This window comes from Pedobacter sp. FW305-3-2-15-E-R2A2 (assembly GCF_038446955.1).
Classification (GTDB): domain Bacteria; phylum Bacteroidota; class Bacteroidia; order Sphingobacteriales; family Sphingobacteriaceae; genus Pedobacter.
Window position 1 is genome coordinate 5,349,938 of record NZ_CP151803.1, and the last position, 19,070, is coordinate 5,369,007.

General features: G+C 42.7%; 21 protein-coding genes. 3 read left to right on the top strand and 18 right to left on the bottom strand.

All coding sequences use genetic code 11. The features are described 5' to 3' along the window. Positions 1 to 146: 146 nt before the first annotated feature. The 10 genes from AAFF35_RS21605 to AAFF35_RS21650 form a co-directional block, all read right to left on the bottom strand. The gene (locus tag AAFF35_RS21605) at positions 147 to 650 is read right to left on the bottom strand and encodes a hypothetical protein (protein WP_342328614.1); all 504 of its coding nucleotides are present in this window, start codon (positions 648 to 650) and stop codon (positions 147 to 149) included. A gap of 57 nt (positions 651 to 707) precedes the next feature. Then, complete coding sequence (locus AAFF35_RS21610) at positions 708 to 1,226, bottom strand: hypothetical protein (protein WP_342328615.1); 519 nt, start codon at positions 1,224 to 1,226, stop codon at positions 708 to 710. A gap of 23 nt (positions 1,227 to 1,249) precedes the next feature. Further along, positions 1,250 to 1,678 (bottom strand): hypothetical protein, encoded by a 429-nt coding sequence (locus tag AAFF35_RS21615; protein WP_342328616.1) that lies wholly within the window; start codon positions 1,676 to 1,678, stop codon positions 1,250 to 1,252. Between the two features lie 213 nt (positions 1,679 to 1,891). After that, positions 1,892 to 2,212, bottom strand: a complete 321-nt coding sequence (locus AAFF35_RS21620; RefSeq protein ID WP_342328617.1) for a hypothetical protein — start codon at positions 2,210 to 2,212, stop codon at positions 1,892 to 1,894. A 34-nt stretch (positions 2,213 to 2,246) separates the two neighbouring features. Further along, positions 2,247 to 2,444, bottom strand: a complete 198-nt coding sequence (locus AAFF35_RS21625) for a hypothetical protein (RefSeq protein WP_342328618.1) — start codon at positions 2,442 to 2,444, stop codon at positions 2,247 to 2,249. Between the two features lie 48 nt (positions 2,445 to 2,492). Continuing rightward, positions 2,493 to 2,951, bottom strand: a complete 459-nt coding sequence (locus AAFF35_RS21630) for a hypothetical protein (protein WP_342328620.1) — start codon at positions 2,949 to 2,951, stop codon at positions 2,493 to 2,495. Positions 2,952 to 3,027: 76 nt separating this feature from the next. Beyond that, on the bottom strand, positions 3,028 to 3,270 hold the full coding sequence (locus AAFF35_RS21635; protein ID WP_342328622.1) for a hypothetical protein: 243 nt from the start codon (positions 3,268 to 3,270) through the stop codon (positions 3,028 to 3,030). Next, positions 3,260 to 4,060, bottom strand: a complete 801-nt coding sequence (locus tag AAFF35_RS21640) for a hypothetical protein (RefSeq protein WP_342328623.1) — start codon at positions 4,058 to 4,060, stop codon at positions 3,260 to 3,262. The genes AAFF35_RS21635 and AAFF35_RS21640 overlap by 11 nt, the downstream gene beginning before the upstream one ends. Further along, the gene (locus tag AAFF35_RS21645; protein ID WP_342328624.1) at positions 4,060 to 4,914 is read right to left on the bottom strand and encodes a hypothetical protein; all 855 of its coding nucleotides are present in this window, start codon (positions 4,912 to 4,914) and stop codon (positions 4,060 to 4,062) included. The genes AAFF35_RS21640 and AAFF35_RS21645 overlap by 1 nt, the downstream gene beginning before the upstream one ends. Before the next feature lie 36 nt (positions 4,915 to 4,950). Beyond that, positions 4,951 to 5,163 carry a hypothetical protein gene (locus AAFF35_RS21650; RefSeq protein WP_342328625.1) on the bottom strand — a complete coding sequence of 71 codons (213 nt, stop codon included), beginning with the start codon at positions 5,161 to 5,163 and terminating at the stop codon, positions 4,951 to 4,953. A 396-nt stretch (positions 5,164 to 5,559) separates the two neighbouring features. Between AAFF35_RS21650 and AAFF35_RS21655 the strand changes: the two genes are divergently transcribed. The 3 genes from AAFF35_RS21655 to AAFF35_RS21665 are packed head-to-tail and all read left to right on the top strand — an operon-like array spanning position 5,560 to position 7,699. Further along, positions 5,560 to 6,342 carry a helix-turn-helix transcriptional regulator gene (locus tag AAFF35_RS21655; protein ID WP_342328626.1) on the top strand — a complete coding sequence of 261 codons (783 nt, stop codon included), beginning with the start codon at positions 5,560 to 5,562 and terminating at the stop codon, positions 6,340 to 6,342. Positions 6,343 to 6,350: 8 nt separating this feature from the next. Next, on the top strand, positions 6,351 to 6,725 hold the full coding sequence (locus AAFF35_RS21660; protein WP_124583929.1) for a helix-turn-helix transcriptional regulator: 375 nt from the start codon (positions 6,351 to 6,353) through the stop codon (positions 6,723 to 6,725). A gap of 8 nt (positions 6,726 to 6,733) precedes the next feature. Continuing rightward, positions 6,734 to 7,699, top strand: a complete 966-nt coding sequence (locus AAFF35_RS21665; protein WP_342328627.1) for a polysaccharide deacetylase — start codon at positions 6,734 to 6,736, stop codon at positions 7,697 to 7,699. A 61-nt stretch (positions 7,700 to 7,760) separates the two neighbouring features. Here AAFF35_RS21665 and AAFF35_RS21670 read toward each other — a convergent pair whose 3' ends face one another. From AAFF35_RS21670 to AAFF35_RS21705, 8 genes are read right to left on the bottom strand one after another with little or no spacing between them, the layout of a single operon-like run. Beyond that, entirely contained in the window at positions 7,761 to 8,048 is a 288-nt protein-coding gene (locus tag AAFF35_RS21670; RefSeq protein WP_342328628.1) for a SelT/SelW/SelH family protein, read from the bottom strand. A 60-nt stretch (positions 8,049 to 8,108) separates the two neighbouring features. After that, positions 8,109 to 9,473: an aldehyde dehydrogenase family protein gene (locus AAFF35_RS21675; RefSeq protein WP_342328629.1), complete on the bottom strand. Its 1,365-nt coding sequence runs from the start codon at positions 9,471 to 9,473 to the stop codon at positions 8,109 to 8,111. Further along, on the bottom strand, positions 9,470 to 10,186 hold the full coding sequence (locus AAFF35_RS21680; RefSeq protein WP_342328630.1) for a gamma-glutamyl-gamma-aminobutyrate hydrolase family protein: 717 nt from the start codon (positions 10,184 to 10,186) through the stop codon (positions 9,470 to 9,472). The genes AAFF35_RS21675 and AAFF35_RS21680 overlap by 4 nt, the downstream gene beginning before the upstream one ends. Before the next feature lie 24 nt (positions 10,187 to 10,210). After that, positions 10,211 to 11,359 (bottom strand): iron-containing alcohol dehydrogenase, encoded by a 1,149-nt coding sequence (locus AAFF35_RS21685; RefSeq protein WP_342328631.1) that lies wholly within the window; start codon positions 11,357 to 11,359, stop codon positions 10,211 to 10,213. A gap of 12 nt (positions 11,360 to 11,371) precedes the next feature. Beyond that, positions 11,372 to 12,730 (bottom strand): glutamine synthetase family protein, encoded by a 1,359-nt coding sequence (locus tag AAFF35_RS21690; protein WP_342328632.1) that lies wholly within the window; start codon positions 12,728 to 12,730, stop codon positions 11,372 to 11,374. Then, a complete protein-coding gene (gene eat / locus AAFF35_RS21695; protein ID WP_342328633.1) occupies positions 12,727 to 14,043 on the bottom strand; it encodes an ethanolamine permease in 1,317 nt (438 codons plus the stop codon). The genes AAFF35_RS21690 and eat overlap by 4 nt, the downstream gene beginning before the upstream one ends. A 42-nt stretch (positions 14,044 to 14,085) precedes the next feature. Next, on the bottom strand, positions 14,086 to 15,648 hold the full coding sequence (locus tag AAFF35_RS21700) for a SusD/RagB family nutrient-binding outer membrane lipoprotein (RefSeq protein WP_342328634.1): 1,563 nt from the start codon (positions 15,646 to 15,648) through the stop codon (positions 14,086 to 14,088). Between the two features lie 28 nt (positions 15,649 to 15,676). After that, positions 15,677 to 18,997 (bottom strand): SusC/RagA family TonB-linked outer membrane protein, encoded by a 3,321-nt coding sequence (locus AAFF35_RS21705; RefSeq protein WP_342328635.1) that lies wholly within the window; start codon positions 18,995 to 18,997, stop codon positions 15,677 to 15,679. Positions 18,998 to 19,070 lie beyond the last annotated feature (73 nt).

Here is a 19,070-nt window from a genome sequence, read left to right on the forward strand (position 1 = left end):
AGGTATGGTGGCCAGGTCCATTGTAAAATTCACCCAGCTCATGCCCCACAAAACCTCTGTTCTGCTGCATTTAAAATATTTTCGGTAACTCCCGAGTAAACTCCAGGGGCTATCAACTCCCCCGGCATCTTTAGGCTCATCTTGAACTATTCCTGTTCCGGAGCAGGATTCGCAGCCGGCTCCTCCACATTCAGCACACTTGCGCCGCTGATCAAGACGATAGAATTCATAAAACTGGCCACACCTGCCTGGCTCAGAGAAGCATCCAGAATTTTAAGAAACTGCTGATCATCCATCCAGCGAAGACTGCGCAGCAGCTTCCTGGAAGGCTCCTTTTCTGTATTCTGAATACAAACCCCAACCACATAGATGAAATCGTCTGTATGCTTCTGTATGGCCTCCCAGGCTTTAGTCAGGTTAACCTTTCCATTCTGAAAAATATCCTTGGGCAGGTTTACTGCCACCGCAGAAACCCGATACCGGTTTCCTACTAAAATCGGACTGATCTTAAACACTTTCTTCGACTTCAAAAAGCCCTTTTTCATAAGGAGTTTCTGCAGTTTGCCAGCAGGTTTGATCTCGATCTCAATAGTTTTATTCTTCTGGGTTAAAGCCTCACCGACTTTCCTCAATATCTCTTGTTCTTGCATCTTTAATGAGTAAAGAGGGCGCCTTGTGGCACCCTCATTGTTAAACTAAACTCTACCTTAAACTGTAGGACCGAATACGATCGACATCGCAGGAGTTCCAGCTTTGTCCGGGGTAAGTACTTTACCTGTCCAGTCAATCTGTCCTAACTTTGCTTTATCGAAAGAGATGTTAGCCGTTGCAGTTAATTTCATTTTCACGAAATTGAACTTGGCACCACCTCTGGTTTCTGCGCTCACCGACTGATGAACAGCCACACTAACACCACCTACCGGTGCACTCCAGGTTTGGTTTGGAGCAGTTCCTGCTACCGTACCACCAAATAATTTCTTCATCGTTTCTGCAGAAATATTGTAAGTACTTGCTTTTAATGACCATGATCCTGCTTTAGTCTGGATCTCATCATACAGCTCATCTGTTTCTTCGATTTCTACTTCTTCACTGGTAGGTTCAGTAGAGGTTAAGGTAGCCGTACCTTTTACTGTTGCTCCGAATACTTCTGTAAGTGCTGTTCCCATGCCACCGTCTGCAGCTGGATCTCCCATTGTAATGGCTTTTAAGCCGTAAATTTTGCCCATGATTTGTTGTTTTTATTTGTGATTTAATTAATTGCGTAAAATTGTATGTCGAAACTGACATAGTGTTCCCTTGCTTCGTTGTGCTCAATCTTATCCATCAGGATCTCGAAACAGAACTTCCCGGATGGGTCCCAGATTTCCTCCCCTTCCCCGAGTGCCGTATTGGCCAGCCTGGATAAGTAAAGCATGCGTACCGTATCAGGAAGATATTTGTCTTCAGGACGTTCCGGAAAAACCAGGTTAGGCACATAGATATTTAATTTTAATACCCCTTGCTGCACATCCTCCCTGTCAAAGCTAAGTGCCAGGACAACCAGGTCTTCAAGGACTGAACCGGTAGGCCGCTCGTCCTTATAAATACTTCCATTTGGTTTCTGTGCATCGCTCATCAATATGCTGTTCGCAATAGTTTGATTTAGCACATTTACAATCTCAATTGATGAATAACTCATTGTTCTGTTTTTAGATATTTAATTGCTTCTGACCACCAAGACCTCACCCATTACAGGTCATTAATCTACACCTGAATAAGCCCTGAATTTCATCATCCTGATCGTGTTTTTCAGTCGTTGTGAGCAGTGATATAAAGGTACGGCTAATGATTCTAACTTTATTTTTTTAGACTTTATGGTCGCCGGATCATAAAGTTTTCCCCTAAAAAACCCTTAATTCAGGCTATGGATGAAATGTTTTATACTTTTTCTTCCTTTGGCATTTACCGGTGCCTGAATCTTATTCCACTTTTTCAATAAGGGCTCCAGTAAAACTCCAGAAACCACATCATATTCCAAATCAGTAGTCACAATAAAATAGTATTTCGTTTTTTCTTCCAGGGCATTTGCCAGCTGCTCATCCCAAACCAAATTAGCCAGTTCCGCTCTTTGCTGATCAATGTTTTTCGTACTGCAGAAATACACGATCTGCTCCGGTTTAAGCGTAGACAAATCAATTGTTGTCAGTTTCGGCGTGTTGCTAAATCCTATCATCTTCCTTGTTCTTATTAATTTATAATTCTGTTGGTTACCTGTTATGGTGTTTTAAAACCTCGTCAACTGCATTTTGCAAGTCAGAAAGCTGGTCTGCAGTATAATGTCCTTTAATCCTGATCGTCAGTTCCGGATTTGTGGTATACTGTTCAAGACTGACCAATCCTTCCGCAAATGCGATGCTTTGTTTTTCCCTCTTCAGAGGATACCTGGTGTTGAGTTCTTTTTTCATAATATTGGATATAACGGAGACTAACTCCTGTGTAATTTTTGAGCCTTATTACTCAAAAAAGCGATGTTCAATGCGGATCAGATCGTAAAGACGATAAACTTCTTCCCTGAAATCTTCGTAGGCTTTAAAGGCAACGATTACTCCCGGAGTCGACATACTGAGCACTTCCTGCGAAGTCCCAATTAAAACAGAGGCCTGCTTCAGAATACCTGGGATGGTATTTCTGCGGACCAGCTGCATGATTTTTTCAGGATCATAAAACAACAGTAAGACAGCAACGAGCAAATCTCTTTTATAAGTGATATTGGCCTTTCCCTTCCCATTGGTCCAGTTGTCGGTCTTCACCTGCTTTTCTCTTTTGAAAGTAGCGATGATCTTCCCGATATTCGAAAGGTCGGTTAATTGCTCCCCTGGCAATGTTTCTTTTATTTTTCTTGTGATTCTTTGTGCGATTTCCGGATACTCTTTTCGTAAAACGGAGATCATTAAATTTGAGCTGTATTCCATAGCAATCTATCAGGCTAATGTTATTTGTGCTTCATAGTTTAATTTAGCACAAACCAAATGAATAAAAATGTTTATTTTAATGTATTTCTCTTACTTCAAAGGCCCGGTATGTCGCCATATTTGCGTCCGAGATAATGGTAAGCCGGAGCCCCTGGTTCAAGACCAATGCTTTTGCCATAGCTACATTCAACTCCAGTTCCGGTTGTCCGCGGACTTCAATTCCGTTTCTTAGTCTTTTGTATTTACTGGGCTCGAAAAGCTGAATAAACCTTTCCAGGTCATCTCTTTTTATATTAGGTATGGTTGGTTCAATTTTCATGTGTCGTTTTGTTTAAAGTAAAAAACCGTTCTCTCCGTTCTTCGATTAGCGCTTCCAGATCCAGCTCCTCTAACATGCAGGATTTAAAGAAAGCGGAAGTGCCGAGCCGTTTGGACATGTTTCGTATCATGTCTACCGCAGAGCGATCCTTCAATGCATTTATTTTTCGCTGGATCTCTTCTCTTTTGATCATAGGGGCAGTATTAATCAGTTGCTGTTGGAATGTCCCCGTCAGAGACAAACAGGCTTCCTCTACCAACTCCCATTTCTGGGAAACACTAAACTGCAAAAGGCCGAGCTGATCTAAAAAGCCATACACCACTGATCCGGAGATGATCTCTTTTCCCGACCTCAGGTCCTGAAATGCATTGAGCGCATTTCCTTTCGCCACCTCAAATTGAGTCGCCAGATCAGGAACCTTATTTTGCTTTGGAATCAGCGCTTCTTTAGCCTGCTGCTCCCGGGCTTCACTATTCAGGTGTGCCTCAATGAATTTTTCAAAGGTGACCACACTGAGCCCATAAAATGTCCCGTATTTTTCCCGGATCCCATTGGAAAAAGCCAAAGGAATCTCATGTAACCTGATAGAGGGGAACTTTCTTGGGAGACTGTCTGCAAGCTCATTTGCCAGGTAATCTTTGTCCTTCTGAGGAGGTTGTTCCCTGCCCAGATCTGTATAAGATTTAGCCAAAGACATCAGAATGACCTGAAAGATGTCCTGATCCTGATGATTCCTGATGGAAGGCAATGCAAGAGGATTTGCAGCAATAGGTCCAATCTGCTTTATCATCAGGATCCCCTCCTTTCTATATTGCCCCATTCCATCGCAGCTTCCACTCCTCTGGAAGAAGAATGAAGTACCTTTGTTTTTCTGACAGCCTTCTTTTCTTTTTCAGCTTCCAGCTTCCTGATCCAGTTCTCTCCATTCCAGGCACCATCCTGAAAAAGCTGTTCGTCAGTACCCAAAAACTTTTTAAAAGAATGGGGGAAGCTATCGTTGATGGTCTTAAATGCTACATAAGCGTCAAACTGCTCTTCAAAATATACCAGCCGGTCTGAATGCTGAAGACATCTCACAAAAGCAGAGACTGCTCTCAGTTTATCAAAATTTGCCATTTCATTAAAGCCAAAATATTTCATCACCTTATCCCGTAAATCAAAATTCATTTCAGAAAGAGGAGCTTTTTCGCCTACGCTCCCTTCCTCATCCTGTTCCTCTTCCTGTTCCCTTCCTTTCCTCTCCTGTACAACCGGATGTTTCACCAACGTTTCCCCCTCCGCTTCCTGCACATTCAAATCCGGCTCCGCGGGAAACTTCTCCCCTTCGGTCAGCTCCTTCCCCGTAATCCGCTGATGATCTCTGAAAGTAGGAACAATTCCATACCGGCATCCGTTCACCTCGTAAGACCTGATGAAGCCATTCTTTTCCAGGACTTCCAGACTTTTCTGCATGTCATAATCCAGAAAGGGTAAGATATCCAGTTTCATAGACCGGGGCTTATATTCAAACCGGCCCTTGCTGTCTGACAGCATCCACAAGCCCATAAACACAATCATAATGTACTGTCCGGGGTTTTCATGCTCCAGATCCTGTAATTTTTCATGTCTTAAAAAAGCGGGTTTAACAGTTCTTATTCTTGCCAAGGTGATTTATTTAAAGCGTAAAATTTTTAAAATATATTAATCTGGAAGCTCATGGCCAGGACAACCTTTGAAGGGGCAAAAACCCTGACAGCCCAATGAACCTAACCACAATTCTCCTTTTTCCTTCCTGATCCGGAGCTGACCACGTACTTCAGTAACCATTCCTCCAAATATGGAAGTCAAAGCTGCATCAGTACATTCCAGCAACTGTACGATTGGAATGTCAATATGATTGATTTTCTCTTTCATTTGATTCTTTCTGCTTAGTTGACCGGACAGGACTTAACTTTAATATTCGTTAAACCTAACTTTTCATTCATAAGGTCGTTTTTAAGAACTTCCTCCAGAAGCAACTTTTCCAGAACCTTAATTCTTTGACGCAATGCCTTTACTGTTTTCCTTTCTTCCATAGCTATAAAATTATAATCAACTAATAATCAATATAAAAAGAGCCAATCAACTCTTATACAATTCAGCTCAGCTTATTTAATCCGGTGTATTCCAATTATTAAATATTTAGTATTAATTTGGAATGTGATTCATAAAATATATATTTGCTGAACTATACAGAACAAATATAGTTCGTATTTACGAACTATTACAACTGATAATTCGTAAAAAGGGACATTAAAATTATAACGTATTGTGAATCAGGAAGAAAAAAATTCACAAAAATTCCAGAGACTTAAAGAAGTATACAGTTTCTTTAATTTCAAGAACGACACAGAGTTTGGAAAAGCAATTAATATGTCCAAGTCTTACGTCTCGGAAATTTTGAAAAGTGAAAAGACACCCAAAACAATGGGTCAGAAATTAGAAGATCACCTTGGTGTTTCCAGGAAGTGGTATGAAGAAGGCGAAGGAGAAATGCTGCTTGAATCAGCGCCAACCCAAAAAGCAAACAGCACCTCAATAGGTGAAATCCACTATCCACTGGAAGTCGGAGATTCTCCTTTTATAGACCTGGGAGAAGGAAAATACATAATGGTTGTACCATTAGTTAATGAATATGCATATGCCGGGTATTTACCAGGCTACAGAGATCCGGAATATTTAGAAGAATTACCAAAGCATACGATTATCGTGGATAAACATCATAAAGGCCAGTACAGGGCTTTTGAAATTGTAGGAGACAGTATGGACGACAATACCAAGGAAAGCATCAGCGACGGAAGTATTGCCACCGGAAGAGAAATCCAACAGCACCTATGGACCAGTAAGTTTCACACCCATAGGTTCAAAGATTACATCATCGTCCATAAAAAACACGGCATCATCGCAAAGAGAATCACCCATCACGATACAGACACTGGTGTGATTACCTGCCACTCCCTGAATCCCGATAAAGACAGGTATCCGGATTTCGACATTCACCTGGATGATGTCAGACAAATGTTCAATATTGTGAACGTATTACAAAAGAGGTAAAGGAACAGATGGCAGAACTAAAAGAAACCACGGAAGAAGCGGAAAGATTAAAAGTATTTAGGAAAGCAGAAAAAATGGGTCAGGAAGAGTTCGGAAAGCAACTTGGTCTGGATCACTCTGTAATCAGCAGGTATGAAAACAACCGCCTGAATATCCCAATCGATTTTGTAAAGAAACTTCATGAAGTATTTAACATGTCTTTTGAATGGTTTTACACCGGCAAAGGCAACAGAAAGTTTACCCCGGAAAAAGGAACACTGATCAAAGACATCAAAACACTGGAAACAAACCACAAAATACTAACAGAGCAGGTCTCTTCTTTAAAATCAGAATTGCTAAAACTTCATAGAGAATTCCATGCTTTTAAAGCAGAAATGAAGTAAATTAGGGGATGAAGAAATTCGTCCTGATCCTCCTTATTTCTTCCTGGGTGATGACTTTATACGCCCAGGAGGAAATCAAAAATTACAAGCAATATTTTGCTGTCGCAGATCATCAGGGTAAAAACCTAATGATCTTGCGGGAATTTGAAAAATCAGGCCAGAAGTATTACCTGACGGTTGATCCTCAAAACCTGGAAACACAAATCATCAAGGCGGCAGAACTTAGCACAAAACCTATTTCAAACTGGCAGGAATCACCTGATCTCAAAGATAGCCCTTACTTAAAAGCCATTCAGGCAGCAAAACAGCAATCCATTGCGCTTCAGGATGCAGGAATCATTCATGGCTTTCCAAAAGAAAAAGGGATTACACTGACGATTGACCTCTGCCCTTCTCATAAAGCCTTAGACCGCGTGATATTCACTTCTTTAATCGCTGAATTTCAAAAAATTGAAAAACCAGTACCCGTCGCGCTGTCCATTACCGGTAAGTTCATGATCAATCATGCTGCGGATATCGACTGGCTTAAAGCATTGGAAAAATCAGGAGATCTAGCCATCACCTGGACCAACCATACCTTCAACCATCGGTATGATCCCAAAGCTCCTTTAGCCCTTAACTTTCTGCTGGAACCAGGCACAAGTGTGATGTACGAGGTCCTGGCAACAGAAACACTGATGATCCAAAAAGGATTGTTACCTTCCATTTTCTTCCGTTTCCCAGGCTTAGTGTCAGATCAGAAACTGGTGGATGAAATCTTGGCATTTGGTCTTATCCCGGTAGGAAGTGATGCATGGCTGGCTAAAGGACAACAGACACATGCTGGGAGCATTGTCCTCATCCATGGAAATGGCAATGAACCAATGGGTGTTCAGGATTTCATCCAGCTCTTAAAAACAGAAAAACAATCTGTGCTTAATAAACAATGGTCACTCTATGACCTTAGAGAAAGCATTAAAGAAGAGTTTAAATAACTATTGATATACCCCGAACCCCAAATTGGTAGTTTCTAAATGCTCATTGTCGTTATTCTTTCTAACTGGTCTTATCAGAATGCCCCAGACTTTTATCCGGACTCACCACATCGCGAACGATCTGTTTCAATTCCTTAATCTCGGGAAAACGACCTTCTTCCTTTCTATCAAAAACCACCACCTCATTTATTGTGATGATGTAAGCGCCCCCTGTTTCACTAGGTTTCAACAGCACACCATGAACCTCATCGGTAAAGGTGCTCAACAACTCCTGAGCCATATAAGCTGCTCTAAGCATCCAGCCACATTTAGGGCAATATTCAATAGCAACAATAGGTTTCACATTCATGATGAAAATATTTACCCTAAAGATAACAATATTTAACACTCAATTACAGCAATCTTAAAGTTACGCCCTCATATGCCAGGCTTTAGTCTTGGTAAAAGCACGTAATCCCTGATGCGACAATGTAGACCCGATTCCAGAATGTTTTCTTCCAGTCCAGGGAAGTCCGGCACTCACCCGGTCACAGCAATTCCAGTAGCCCGAGCCAGAATCGATCTGCGATAAAATTCTTTGCGCACGGTCGCCATTTTTCGAATACACTGCTGCGGTTAAACCGTAGGTAGTATCCTGCATCATAGCAATCGCTTCGCTATCGTCCTGAACCTTCATAATACCAATGATCGGCCCAAAGCTTTCTTCCTGCATTACTTTCATGTCATTCGTCACATTGCTCAGCACGGTAGGTTCAAAGTAATAACCCGGGCCAACTCCCCTTTTTCCTCCGGTCAATAACAACGCACCTTTTGCCAAAGCATCCGCCACCTGAGCTTCCAGGACTTCCAGTTGTTCTTTTCTTGTCAAGGCCGCAATATAAACCCCTTCTTCTGTCGGCGCCCCTTTTTTCCAGGATTGCACTTCCTTCAAAAAGGCATCGAGATAACCTTCATAAACCTCCTCATGCACATAGATCCGCTCTACCGAACAGCAGCTCTGTCCATTGTTATAAAAGGCACCATCTGCGGTCCCGGCAGCCACCGCAACCACGTCAGTCACATCGTCCGCCACATACAAAGGATCTTTGCCACCCAGTTCCAGCTGACAAGGCACCATTTTCAAGGCAACCCGTTCGTAAATATATTTTCCGGTTTTATAGGATCCTGTAAAAAAGTATCCATCAAAATCCATAGCCAACAATTCTTCGCCAACAGACTTTCCGCCAACCGCGATTTGAAAAGCACCATCAGGCAATCCTGCTTTTTTCCATAACTTTTCTATTTCCAATCCCGTAAGGGTTGCATATTCAGAAGGTTTATACATCACGGTATTGCCTGCAATCAATGCCGGAACGAAAACATTCACCCCAACCAGATAGGGATAATTCCAGGCAGAGATGTTACAAACTACGCCAAGAGGATCATAAGAAATCTTTTCTTTCAACTCCTCGGTATCCGTTACCCATTCCTCAGAAAGGTACTTCTCCGCATTGTTCATCATCCATTGAATCCTTGTTCTGGCTCCATTAATCTCATTGCGCGACTGCTGTAGGGGCTTCCCTACCTCCGAAGTCAAGACCGCAGCCAATTGCTCCTGCGCTGTTTCCAACAAGTCATAAAACCGATGAACCACCGCCAGTCTTTCCGGTAAACTTTTCTTTGCCCAATTTAATTGTTCGGCTTTAAGCACCGAATATTTCTCCTCCAGACTGGACCTGGAATCTTCCTGAAGGGTCGTGATTATTTCTGCTGTAGCAGGATTAATGATGTTCATCTTTTATGTTTTCTTACTTCAATGATAAATTGTTCTTTGATCTTTTGTGAAAAGGGATTACGCTCTTTTTCTTTCATTCTTTCGGGATGCCACTGCACACCGATCATAAACCCGGAATTGCTTTTGTCTTTATATTCCAGGGCTTCAATAATTCTATCGCCAGCTTCTGAGTAAGCACTAATCATCAAGTTTTCTCCAAGATGTTCCGGATCAACGGCCTGATGATGGGCACTATTCACCAAACCCTGTTCCTGAGCCGTAATCTCATAAAGCAAACTGTCTTTGTTTAGGTTTACCAAATGAATTTTATCTTCCCCGGCTTTCTTATGAACTGCGTTCGCATCTTCTCCAATGTCGTCATAAACTTTTCCGCCTTCCAGAATATTGATGTACTGCATTCCCCTGCAAATTCCCAATACCGGGATTTTCTCCTTTTTTGCCTGCGCATAAATCAATTTCTCAAAAGCATCTCTTTCCGGCAGAAAAGACTCCGGACGGTGAGGATAGTCCTGAGCGCCGCCGAAGATGGAGGGCTCGACATCAATCCCTCCTGTTAGCACAAAACCATCACAAATGGCAATGTCTTCCACATTATTCTTTTGAAAAGAGAGCTCCAGCAGCTCCAGGTCTGACCCAAGATCATCCGAAGTAAACCAGTTCCAGTAATTTGGAGAATTCACTTCTGTATAGCTAATTCCTATCTTCTTCTTCATAAACAATCCATACTTTACTCCCTGTTAAAGGGCCTTTAAATATAACTGTTTAAAATCCTCCCTACTCACCGGCTTTGGGTTATTTGGATGGGCAAAATCTGCGAAGGCAAGATCAGCCAGCGTTTCTATATGTGATGAATTCACTCCAATTTCACTCAGGCGATGAGGAATGTGCAGCTTGGTATTGAGTTCAAAAAGATACTTCACCACTGCTTCCCCGCTTTCATCTTTCAACTCCAATGTTCTGGCGATCCGACGAAACTTCTCTTCAAAACCGGCAATATTAAACTCCATTCCATAGGGGATATTTACCGCGTTGGCCAGTCCGTGGTGGGTATCCAGCAAGGACGAAAGCGGATGTGCCAAAGAATGCACGACGCCCAATCCCTTCTGAAAAGCGATTGCGCCCATCATCGAGGCCATCAGCATTTTACTCCGGCTCTCGAGGTCCGACTGATGTGTGGCCTTTTCCAGGGCATCTTTGATCAGATAAATACCTTCCAAAGCAATTCCATCACATAGTGGATGGGTATTTTTTGCCAGAAATGCTTCCATATTATGCGTCAGCGCATCCATCCCTGTTGCCGCAGTAATGTGCGGAGGTAAATCCATCGTGAGTACCGGATCGGCAAATACTATTTTCGCCATTAATTTGGGAGAGAACAAGATCTTTTTCTGATGCGTTTCATCGTCAGAGATAATAGCACTTCGCCCTACTTCACTTCCTGTTCCGGAAGTAGTCGGTACGGTGATAAAATGAGGCACCTCATTCGTCACATATACATCACCTCCAATCAGATCATCATATTTAAACAAATCTTCCCGGTGGTTTACCCGCAATACGATGGCCCTGGCTACATCTAAACCCGCACCGCCACCGATACCGATCACACTGTCTCTGGAGGTTTGGTCCCAGACCTCCGTTCCTTTATAAACATCACTCTTTACCGGATTTTTATGAATGTCGCTGAAAACTTCTACCGAAAGATAATGTGCTTCCAGATCCGCAACAATGGCTTTAAAAAAAGGCAAAGCGGCTACTGTGGGATCGGTCACTAGCAGTGGACGTTTTAATCCGTTTGCCTGAAGGTAAGCAGGCAGTTCTTTTATCGCTCCCGCACCAAAACGGATGGTGGTAGGAAAATTATATTGATATACTTTATCAAATGTCATTGCTTTTATGGCTTAAATAATTTCAAAATATCTTTTCATCTCCCAGTCTGTCACTACTTTGGCATATTGCCTCCATTCCCATTCCCTTGTTAAGGTAAAATGCTCCACGAAGGAGGCTCCGAACAATTCTGCTGCAATCGGAGATCCCTTCATTTTAAGGGTCGCCTCATGCAGATTTCCCGGAAGAATTCCGTTAGAAAGGTCCTTATATCCATTGCCTGTGGTCGCTTCTTTATCGAGGCTGAGTTTGTTTTTTATCCCATACAGTCCTGCCGCCAAACAGGCCGACAAAGCCAGGTAAGGATTCGTATCTGAACCGACCACCCTGGTTTCTAAACGACTGGCCTTTACATGGCCAGGTAAAGCCCTTAAAGCAACCGTCCTATTGTCTATCCCCCAGGTTAGTGTTGTCGGTGCCCAGGCCCCCTCCACCAGTCTTTTATAGCTGTTAATGGTTGGAGCGATCATGGGCAATATATAAGGAAGGCAATGCAGTTGACCGGCAATATAGCTTTTCATCAGGCTACTCATTTTATCTTTAGCATCTGAATCATAAAACAGATTATGCTTTCCTTCCTTATCCCATAAACTCTGGTGCACATGACCACTGCAACCTGGCAGATTTTCAGAGATTTTCGCCATAAAGGTGGCCATAATCCCATGTTGGTAAGCAATTTCTTTTACTGCGGTTTTAAACAAGATCGCCTGATCTGCCGCCTGCAGAACCTCCGCATATTTAATGGCCGCTTCATATACTCCCGGCCCTGTTTCTGTATGTAAACCTTCCACAGGGATATCAAACTTACACAACAGGTCAAACAGATCGGTCATATAAGAATTTTTCAGGCTGCTCCGTAAAATGGAATAACCGAACATTCCTGGCGTTAAGGGATTGAGGTCATGAAAATTCTTCTGGTGCACCGTTTCCGGCGTCTCTGCAAAGTTGAACCATTCAAATTCCTGGGAAAAATAAGGCCGGAAGCCTAATCCTTCCGCTTCGGCCAGCACTTTGCGAAGCAGTTGCCGCGGACAAGTATACGCAGGCTCATTTTTGTCATTGACAAAATCACCAAGAAAGAAAGGAACATCATTCTCCCATGGGATCTTGCGAAAGGTACTCAGGTCCAGTTTCACCTGGGCATCCGGATACCCCGTATGCCATCCGGTAAATTTCACATTGTCATAGGCCACATCTCCCATATCCCAGCCGAAAGTCACATCACAAAAGCCCAACCGGCCTTCCACCATCGATGCAAACTTATCTGCCGCAATGTATTTACCTCTTAACACCCCATCGATATCTGCCACAGCCACTTTTACCTTTCCCGAAGGGTGTTGTTTTACGTATGCTAAAATTTCTTCTGTTGTCATTTATCAGCTGTTTTAAAGGTCCTGTAGAGCAAAAATGTAATTAACAAAATAGAGAAATAGATCAGGCCAAGTTTAGGGTTAAAAATAAACATGGCTACAATAGATGCTGAGGCGATGATCAGCGCCACCACAGGAAATAAGGGGTAGAAACGAATCCGGAAAGGACGATGCAACTCTGGTTCTTTTTTTCTTAAGATCACGATGGAGATCATGGAAATGATGTACAACGTTAACGCACCAAAAACAGAAACGATAATGATTTCCGATGTTTTACCCGAAAGCAGTGCCAGGATTCCGATCACCATATTGCCGATCAATGCATTGGCAGGCGTATGAAAACGCGGAGATATTTTACCGAGAAAGGAAGGAATGTTATGCACCCGTCCCATTTCATAAGTAGACCTTCCTGCCGCGAGTATCAATCCATGAAAGGAAGCCACCAAGCCAAATAAACCAACCGTGATCAATAAATGATACATCAGGTGGTTATCGCCTGTGATTTTTGCCAGCGCCAGCGGAAGTGGCGAGTCGGAAGTCTCTCCGTTTAGTCCGTTTTTATAGACGATAGCCTCCCATCCGGCGATGCCTGTTGCAGAGATAAAGATCAGGATACAAAGAATGGCGAGTGTAAATATTGCCCATCCAAATCCCTTACTGATGTCTCGTTGTGGATTCTTCGTTTCTTCAGCAACATTGGCAATACCTTCAATACCCAGAAAGAACCAGATGGCAAAAGGGATGGCTGCAAAGATGCCGGTCCATCCATTAGGTAAAGCATTATGCGTTAAGTTAGCCATCTCAAATTTTGGGATGGCAATTCCTGAGAACAGCAAGAGTTCTCCAACGGCAAAGATGGTCACGATCACTTCAAACGAAGCTGCGGCTTTCACACCGTAGACATTTAAAGCCGTAAAGATAAAGTAAATGGCAATGGCACTGGTCAGTACCGGCACCTGTGGATAGAACGCATTAAAATAGGCACCTATGGCAAAAGCGATTGCCGGAGGTGCCAGTATAAATTCAACAATTTGGGCAATACCGGCTATAAAGCCGATATTTTTCCCCATTGCTCTATTTGCATAGTCGAACACTCCCCCTGCTTTAGGGATCGCGCAAGCCAGTTCTGCGTAACTAAAGGTAAAGGTGACATACATCACCATGATGGCCAGGGTGGCAATTGCCATGCCCCCTGTCCCTCCTTTTTCAAGGCCAAGATTCCAACCGAAATACATGCCTGAAATAACGTACCCTACTCCAAGCCCCCACAACATAAAGGGAGTCAGTGTTTTCTTTAAACCCTTGTTTTGTGTCATTCGATGATCTGTTTTACATGATTATAAATATAACATAAAATACTACTTCAACAACCACATGATTTGGTTAACATCATCATTGCCACCAAATTGACTTTGAATGGCTGCAGAGACATTCGCGCCATTGAAATCCAGTTCATTTGAAGGATAAAGCCAGCGAACAGGAAATTTAGTGGTCGGCATATTCAGGTTTGTGGTACTGTTTAAAGTGAATATCGGATAACCCGTTCTTCTGTTTTCATACCAGGCGCTGTACTTGCTGCCCTGTAAAAAGTTAGCCACATACTTCTGCGTAATGATTTGTGCAATCTGCTCCTCCTCTGAACCTGCAAGGGCTACACCCGGGGAGCCTGGAAAAGCAGCAATATATGCCGCGTCCATTTTCATATTGTGGTGATAATCCATCAGGTCAGGTGTATTCCCTGCGATAAAATTCATAGAACTACTGATCCCTGAGGCGTAATACGTCTGCGCAGGAGTTCCCGTGATCCATCCCCTTAAACTCGCCTCTGCAAGAATAAACTGCAGGTCCCAATAACTGAAAACACTCACAGCCTCTGCATTAACCAGCTGTACATAACGATTGTTCAGATCTGCATAATCTTTTCCTACCCTACGGGTTTGAAGACTGGAAAAAGCATCAGAAGGTGCTACTCCCGGATAAGCATTATAATCCGATTCGGACGAGCCTCCTGCGATCTTAACCGGAGATGGTTTTGCGTAATAGAACAGACGTTTATCTTTCAATGCTCTCATCGGGTCCAATAAGGTATTGGAAAGCATGGTATAATTTGATTTTACAAAGGAATTCCCAGATCCGGCAGGAACATCAGACCATGGATAATTTTGTCCGGCGATATTGTTATAAGCCAATGCAAAGTTATCCTTAAAATCGCGCATCAAAGGGCGATTGGCCACGATGTCTTTAAATTTCTCTATTACTTTTAAATCTGCATCAGCCGTTTTTTTATACAGATTGATCAGCACATGTAGCTCAAAGCTATTGGTTAACCTTCTCCAGTTGTCCGCTTTTCCGGCATATATCGGATCACCATCGAAGTTTGCGCCTTCCGCAAAAAGCTGATTTGCCAAATCCAGTTCCGCCAGGATTCCCTGAAAAACAGCTTTCTGGGTATCATATTTGGGACGTAAGATATTTTCTGTTTCCGCTTTGATGGCGTCACTAAATGGCACATCTCCAACCTGCATAGTTACCTGAAAAAACTGCCAGGCACGGATAAAATGTCCCAATGCCTGATAAGATTTCTTTAAGGCCTCACTTGTCGCATATTTCTCCATCGGAGCAATGTTGCGAAGCAGCGTTAAACGGCCAAAATCTGCCCTGTTAATTTTGTTGTACTGAAGGTCTTCCTGCCCCTCGCCCCAGGTGATGTACTTTCCTAAGAGAAAAGGCTGGATAAATCCTTTTTGAGTACTGATGTCAGCACGGGTGATGTTCAGAATCATGCCCGTTGCCAGGATAGAAGAGCTGACCTCCCCTGTTTTATCCGGATTTGAATTGATCTCATCAAACTTCTTACATCCGGGGGTTAACAATGCCAGCGCTGGCAAGATTAACATATATTTTAAAAGAGTATTTTTCATCTTTATATTTTTACGATCTACAATAAGATTACAAGCCTAGTTTAATATTGAAACCCAGCATGCGCTGCGATGGCGAGTTCAGATTTTCAGTATCCACATCCGGATCTGAATATTTGAAATTCGTCCACATGAATAAATTCTGTCCTGTTACAGAGAATGAAGCTCGCTTCAGTCCGAGTTTACCAATGATCTTTGGCGAGAAGGTATATCCCAGTGACAACTCACGAAGCTTCACAAAAGATTCATTCTGAATCCCTTTATCTCCTCCTCTAAATTTCTGCGCAAAATCCTGGTAACCAACCTGCACATCATTTGGTGCATATTGTCTGGTATCACTCGTGATCTGCCCGTATTTATCAAAGACTACGCTTCCCGAAATCACCTTCACCCCTTTTCCTACATAATTGTTCAGGCCATTCACCACCTGATCATAGCGGTACTGGTTATCCGAATCAGGATTTGTTCCCGTATCCCACATCTTATCATACATATAATTATACATCAGTCCGCCAATACGGCCATCAATATTTAAACTCATATTCCAGTTTTTATAACGGAAACTGTTGATGAATCCAAAGCTGAAATCAGGCTCTCCATAACCATATTTTTGCTGATAATCACTGTTTACAGGAGAACCATTATTGAAGATTACATTTCCCTGCGGATCTCTAAGCCAATAGTTGGCTTTGTAAGTATCCAGGCGTTGCCCTTTCTTCGTCCATAGATCGTCGGGAGAATACTGAGGATCTATATCTACGTAATAACGGTGCTGCTGTGCCCAGTTCATAGTTGCATACCATTCGAAATCCCTGCTTTTAAGCACCGAGCCGTCTACTGTAATTTCTATACCTCTGCGTTCATAAGTCTCCTTACTATTCACAATTGCCATACTGAATCCACTGGAACCAGGTAAATAAGCGGTATTTCCTCTTTCTTTGGTATCCGTCTGCCTGTTGTAGTAATACTTGTTAAAATAAGCCACATCGAAGTGCAGGCGTTTTTTAAAGAGGTATCCGGCAGTACCAATTTCCCAGGTCCGTTGTGAACTTGGAAGTAAACCTTCACCCAGTAAATAATTCCGGTAACTCCCTGAATTAAGGGTATTCCAGGCAGCAGTGGTGGTACTGTATACATTGTTAATCGCATATGGATCAAATGCGGTTTTAAAAACAGACCATGACCCGCGAAGCTTAAACATATCAATTACTTCAGGCATTTTAACCAATTCCGAAATTACCACACTGGAACCTATGGAAGGGTAGAAGTAATCTCTTGAGGACTTCGGTTGCGCCGAATTCCAATCGTTTCTACCGGTAAAATCAAGAAATACGGCATCATTCCATCCAATGGATGCCCTGCCATAAAGACTGTTGATCTGCCTTGCTCCATGTCCGGGAGTAACCGTAGGTGCTTCTACAGACCCTGCCAGAGAGAAGAAAGTCGGAGAAATCAATCCGTTCTTTGTCGTTGCCCTTAACGATTCATCTGAATAATAATACAAGGTACCCCCTCCAAGTGCTTCAAAAGCCCATTTGCCGACTTTCTTTTTAAAAGTCAAGATGAGGTCGTCATTGGTACTGAATCCTGTTTTATTCAGAATGCTATACATCCCTCTTGCATTCCAGCCTCCACGGGTGGAGAAGATGTTTGCAGTTGGATTTCTCATCGTTTCGGAGTTATTGTAATTGTCATAACCCAGGCGCAACATCAGATTAAAATCTTCATTGAACTTATAGTTGGCCGTTACATTTGCGTTCACCGTATTTTCAGCGATACCGCTTAATTTTTCATTTGCAATCAAATAAGGGTTGTCATACCAATTGGTATACATCCAGTTCTGCGTTTTATTCGGCACCACCCAATAATCTTTATAATCGCGAATATCATATTCCGTCCCTGTCCACATCACCAATTGATACAGGTATCCCTGGTTATCATAACCGCCTCCCCAAACCTGCGGAGCAGAGCGACGACTAATACCCAGGTGACTTTCAATCTTAAACTGATCGTTGATTTTAATCTCACCACCGGAAGTCAGGTTCATCATGTTCAATTTCTGATTCGGAAACTGACCTTTATTATAAATATGGTTTAAGCCGATTCTGAAACTCCCATTTTCGCCGGTCTGAGCAATGGAAATGTTGTTATTAGTGATGACTCCCGTACTCATAAAATTTTTGAGGTTGTCTTTTCCGACAGAAACCAGGGGACGGTTATCTTCAAATTGTTTCGTTGCCGGATTCCAGTCTCTCGCCGTATTGCCAACATCAAGCTTTGGGCCCCAAACATAATCGTTATCGATCTTGCCATTCTGACCGCGTCCATAAGAACTTTGTACTTCCGGGACAGCAAGATAGCCCAACTGAAGCATGGTATTGCTATTAAAATCTACTGCAAAACCTTTTCCGGATGCACCTTTCTTGGTCGTTACCAAAAGCACACCACCAATAGCCCTGGAACCATAAAGTGCTGATGCGGTTGATCCTTTCAATAAGTCCATGCTTTCTATATCATCTGCAGGAATATCACGAAGGGTCATATTGCCATAAGGCACCCCGTCAATCACCAACAGTGCATCCTCGCCACGAAGTTCGAGCTTCGGCTTTCCATTAAATTCTGTGGAGTTTTTCACTACCAAACCTGCTACCTGTCCTGTTAAGGAAGTTCCAAGGTCTACCCCTTTTACGGTCTGGATTTTATCTCCACCGATCTTCTGAACGGCATAACCCAATGATTTCTCGGAACGTTTGATCCCCAAAGCAGTCACAATGATCTCTGAAAGCTCTTGCTTCTGAGCTTCCATGACAATATTTAAGACAGTATTCACTGCGGTAACCGTCACCTCTTTAGTCACATAACCGAGAAATTTCACCACGAGTACATCTCCAGCCTTTGCATTAACGACAAACTCTCCGGAAGTACCGGCAGAAGCGCCCTCTTTGGTTCCTTTAACCTGTATAGATGCACCAGGTAATGGGTTCCCTTCTGTATCTACCACTTTTCCCCGAATATTAACCCAGACTTCCGGGTTTTCCAGTCTGTTTCTATTTTCGACTGCTACCTTCTTGATCACCACTGTTTTATTCATGATCATATAAGAGAAAGGACGGTCTTTTAAAATCTGACTGAGTGCTTCATCAAGCGTTACATTCCTCAGGTTCACACTGATTTTTCCTTCCTCTTTGATCAGTTTATTGTTGTAAAAGAAAGTATAACCACTTTGTTTTTTGATGCTTTCAAACAGGCTGTTAAAAGAGCTGTTCTTTTCTGAAAGCGTAATCCTTTGCGAGAAACCATCTGCGGATACCTGGAGGCAGCCGAGAAAGAGTAAAATTACTGTTAGTTTCATGGCCAATAAAATCTTAATTGAGCGGAGCCTCCCGACAAAAGAGGCTTTACTACATGAGTTTAAATTCATATTT

Excerpts from the sequence above, each read along its gene's own strand:
- AAFF35_RS21700 (WP_342328634.1), bottom strand. The coding sequence starts at position 15,648 with ATGAAAAATACTCTTTTAAAATATATGTTAATCTTGCCAGCGCTGGCA.
- eat (WP_342328633.1), bottom strand. The coding sequence starts at position 14,043 with ATGACACAAAACAAGGGTTTAAAGAAAACACTGACTCCCTTTATGTTG.
- AAFF35_RS21675 (WP_342328629.1), bottom strand. The coding sequence starts at position 9,473 with ATGAACATCATTAATCCTGCTACAGCAGAAATAATCACGACCCTTCAG.
- AAFF35_RS21635 (WP_342328622.1), bottom strand. The coding sequence starts at position 3,270 with ATGAAAATTGAACCAACCATACCTAATATAAAAAGAGATGACCTGGAA.
- AAFF35_RS21680 (WP_342328630.1), bottom strand. The coding sequence starts at position 10,186 with ATGAAGAAGAAGATAGGAATTAGCTATACAGAAGTGAATTCTCCAAAT.
- AAFF35_RS21615 (WP_342328616.1), bottom strand. The coding sequence starts at position 1,678 with ATGAGTTATTCATCAATTGAGATTGTAAATGTGCTAAATCAAACTATT.
- AAFF35_RS21640 (WP_342328623.1), bottom strand. The coding sequence starts at position 4,060 with ATGATAAAGCAGATTGGACCTATTGCTGCAAATCCTCTTGCATTGCCT.
- AAFF35_RS21620 (WP_342328617.1), bottom strand. The coding sequence starts at position 2,212 with ATGATAGGATTTAGCAACACGCCGAAACTGACAACAATTGATTTGTCT.
- AAFF35_RS21610 (WP_342328615.1), bottom strand. The coding sequence starts at position 1,226 with ATGGGCAAAATTTACGGCTTAAAAGCCATTACAATGGGAGATCCAGCT.
- AAFF35_RS21670 (WP_342328628.1), bottom strand. The coding sequence starts at position 8,048 with ATGAATGTGAAACCTATTGTTGCTATTGAATATTGCCCTAAATGTGGC.
- AAFF35_RS21625 (WP_342328618.1), bottom strand. The coding sequence starts at position 2,444 with ATGAAAAAAGAACTCAACACCAGGTATCCTCTGAAGAGGGAAAAACAA.
- AAFF35_RS21630 (WP_342328620.1), bottom strand. The coding sequence starts at position 2,951 with ATGGAATACAGCTCAAATTTAATGATCTCCGTTTTACGAAAAGAGTAT.
- AAFF35_RS21650 (WP_342328625.1), bottom strand. The coding sequence starts at position 5,163 with ATGAAAGAGAAAATCAATCATATTGACATTCCAATCGTACAGTTGCTG.
- AAFF35_RS21665 (WP_342328627.1), top strand. The coding sequence starts at position 6,734 with ATGAAGAAATTCGTCCTGATCCTCCTTATTTCTTCCTGGGTGATGACT.
- AAFF35_RS21690 (WP_342328632.1), bottom strand. The coding sequence starts at position 12,730 with ATGACAACAGAAGAAATTTTAGCATACGTAAAACAACACCCTTCGGGA.
- AAFF35_RS21660 (WP_124583929.1), top strand. The coding sequence starts at position 6,351 with ATGGCAGAACTAAAAGAAACCACGGAAGAAGCGGAAAGATTAAAAGTA.
- AAFF35_RS21705 (WP_342328635.1), bottom strand. The coding sequence starts at position 18,997 with ATGAAACTAACAGTAATTTTACTCTTTCTCGGCTGCCTCCAGGTATCC.
- AAFF35_RS21605 (WP_342328614.1), bottom strand. The coding sequence starts at position 650 with ATGCAAGAACAAGAGATATTGAGGAAAGTCGGTGAGGCTTTAACCCAG.
- AAFF35_RS21685 (WP_342328631.1), bottom strand. The coding sequence starts at position 11,359 with ATGACATTTGATAAAGTATATCAATATAATTTTCCTACCACCATCCGT.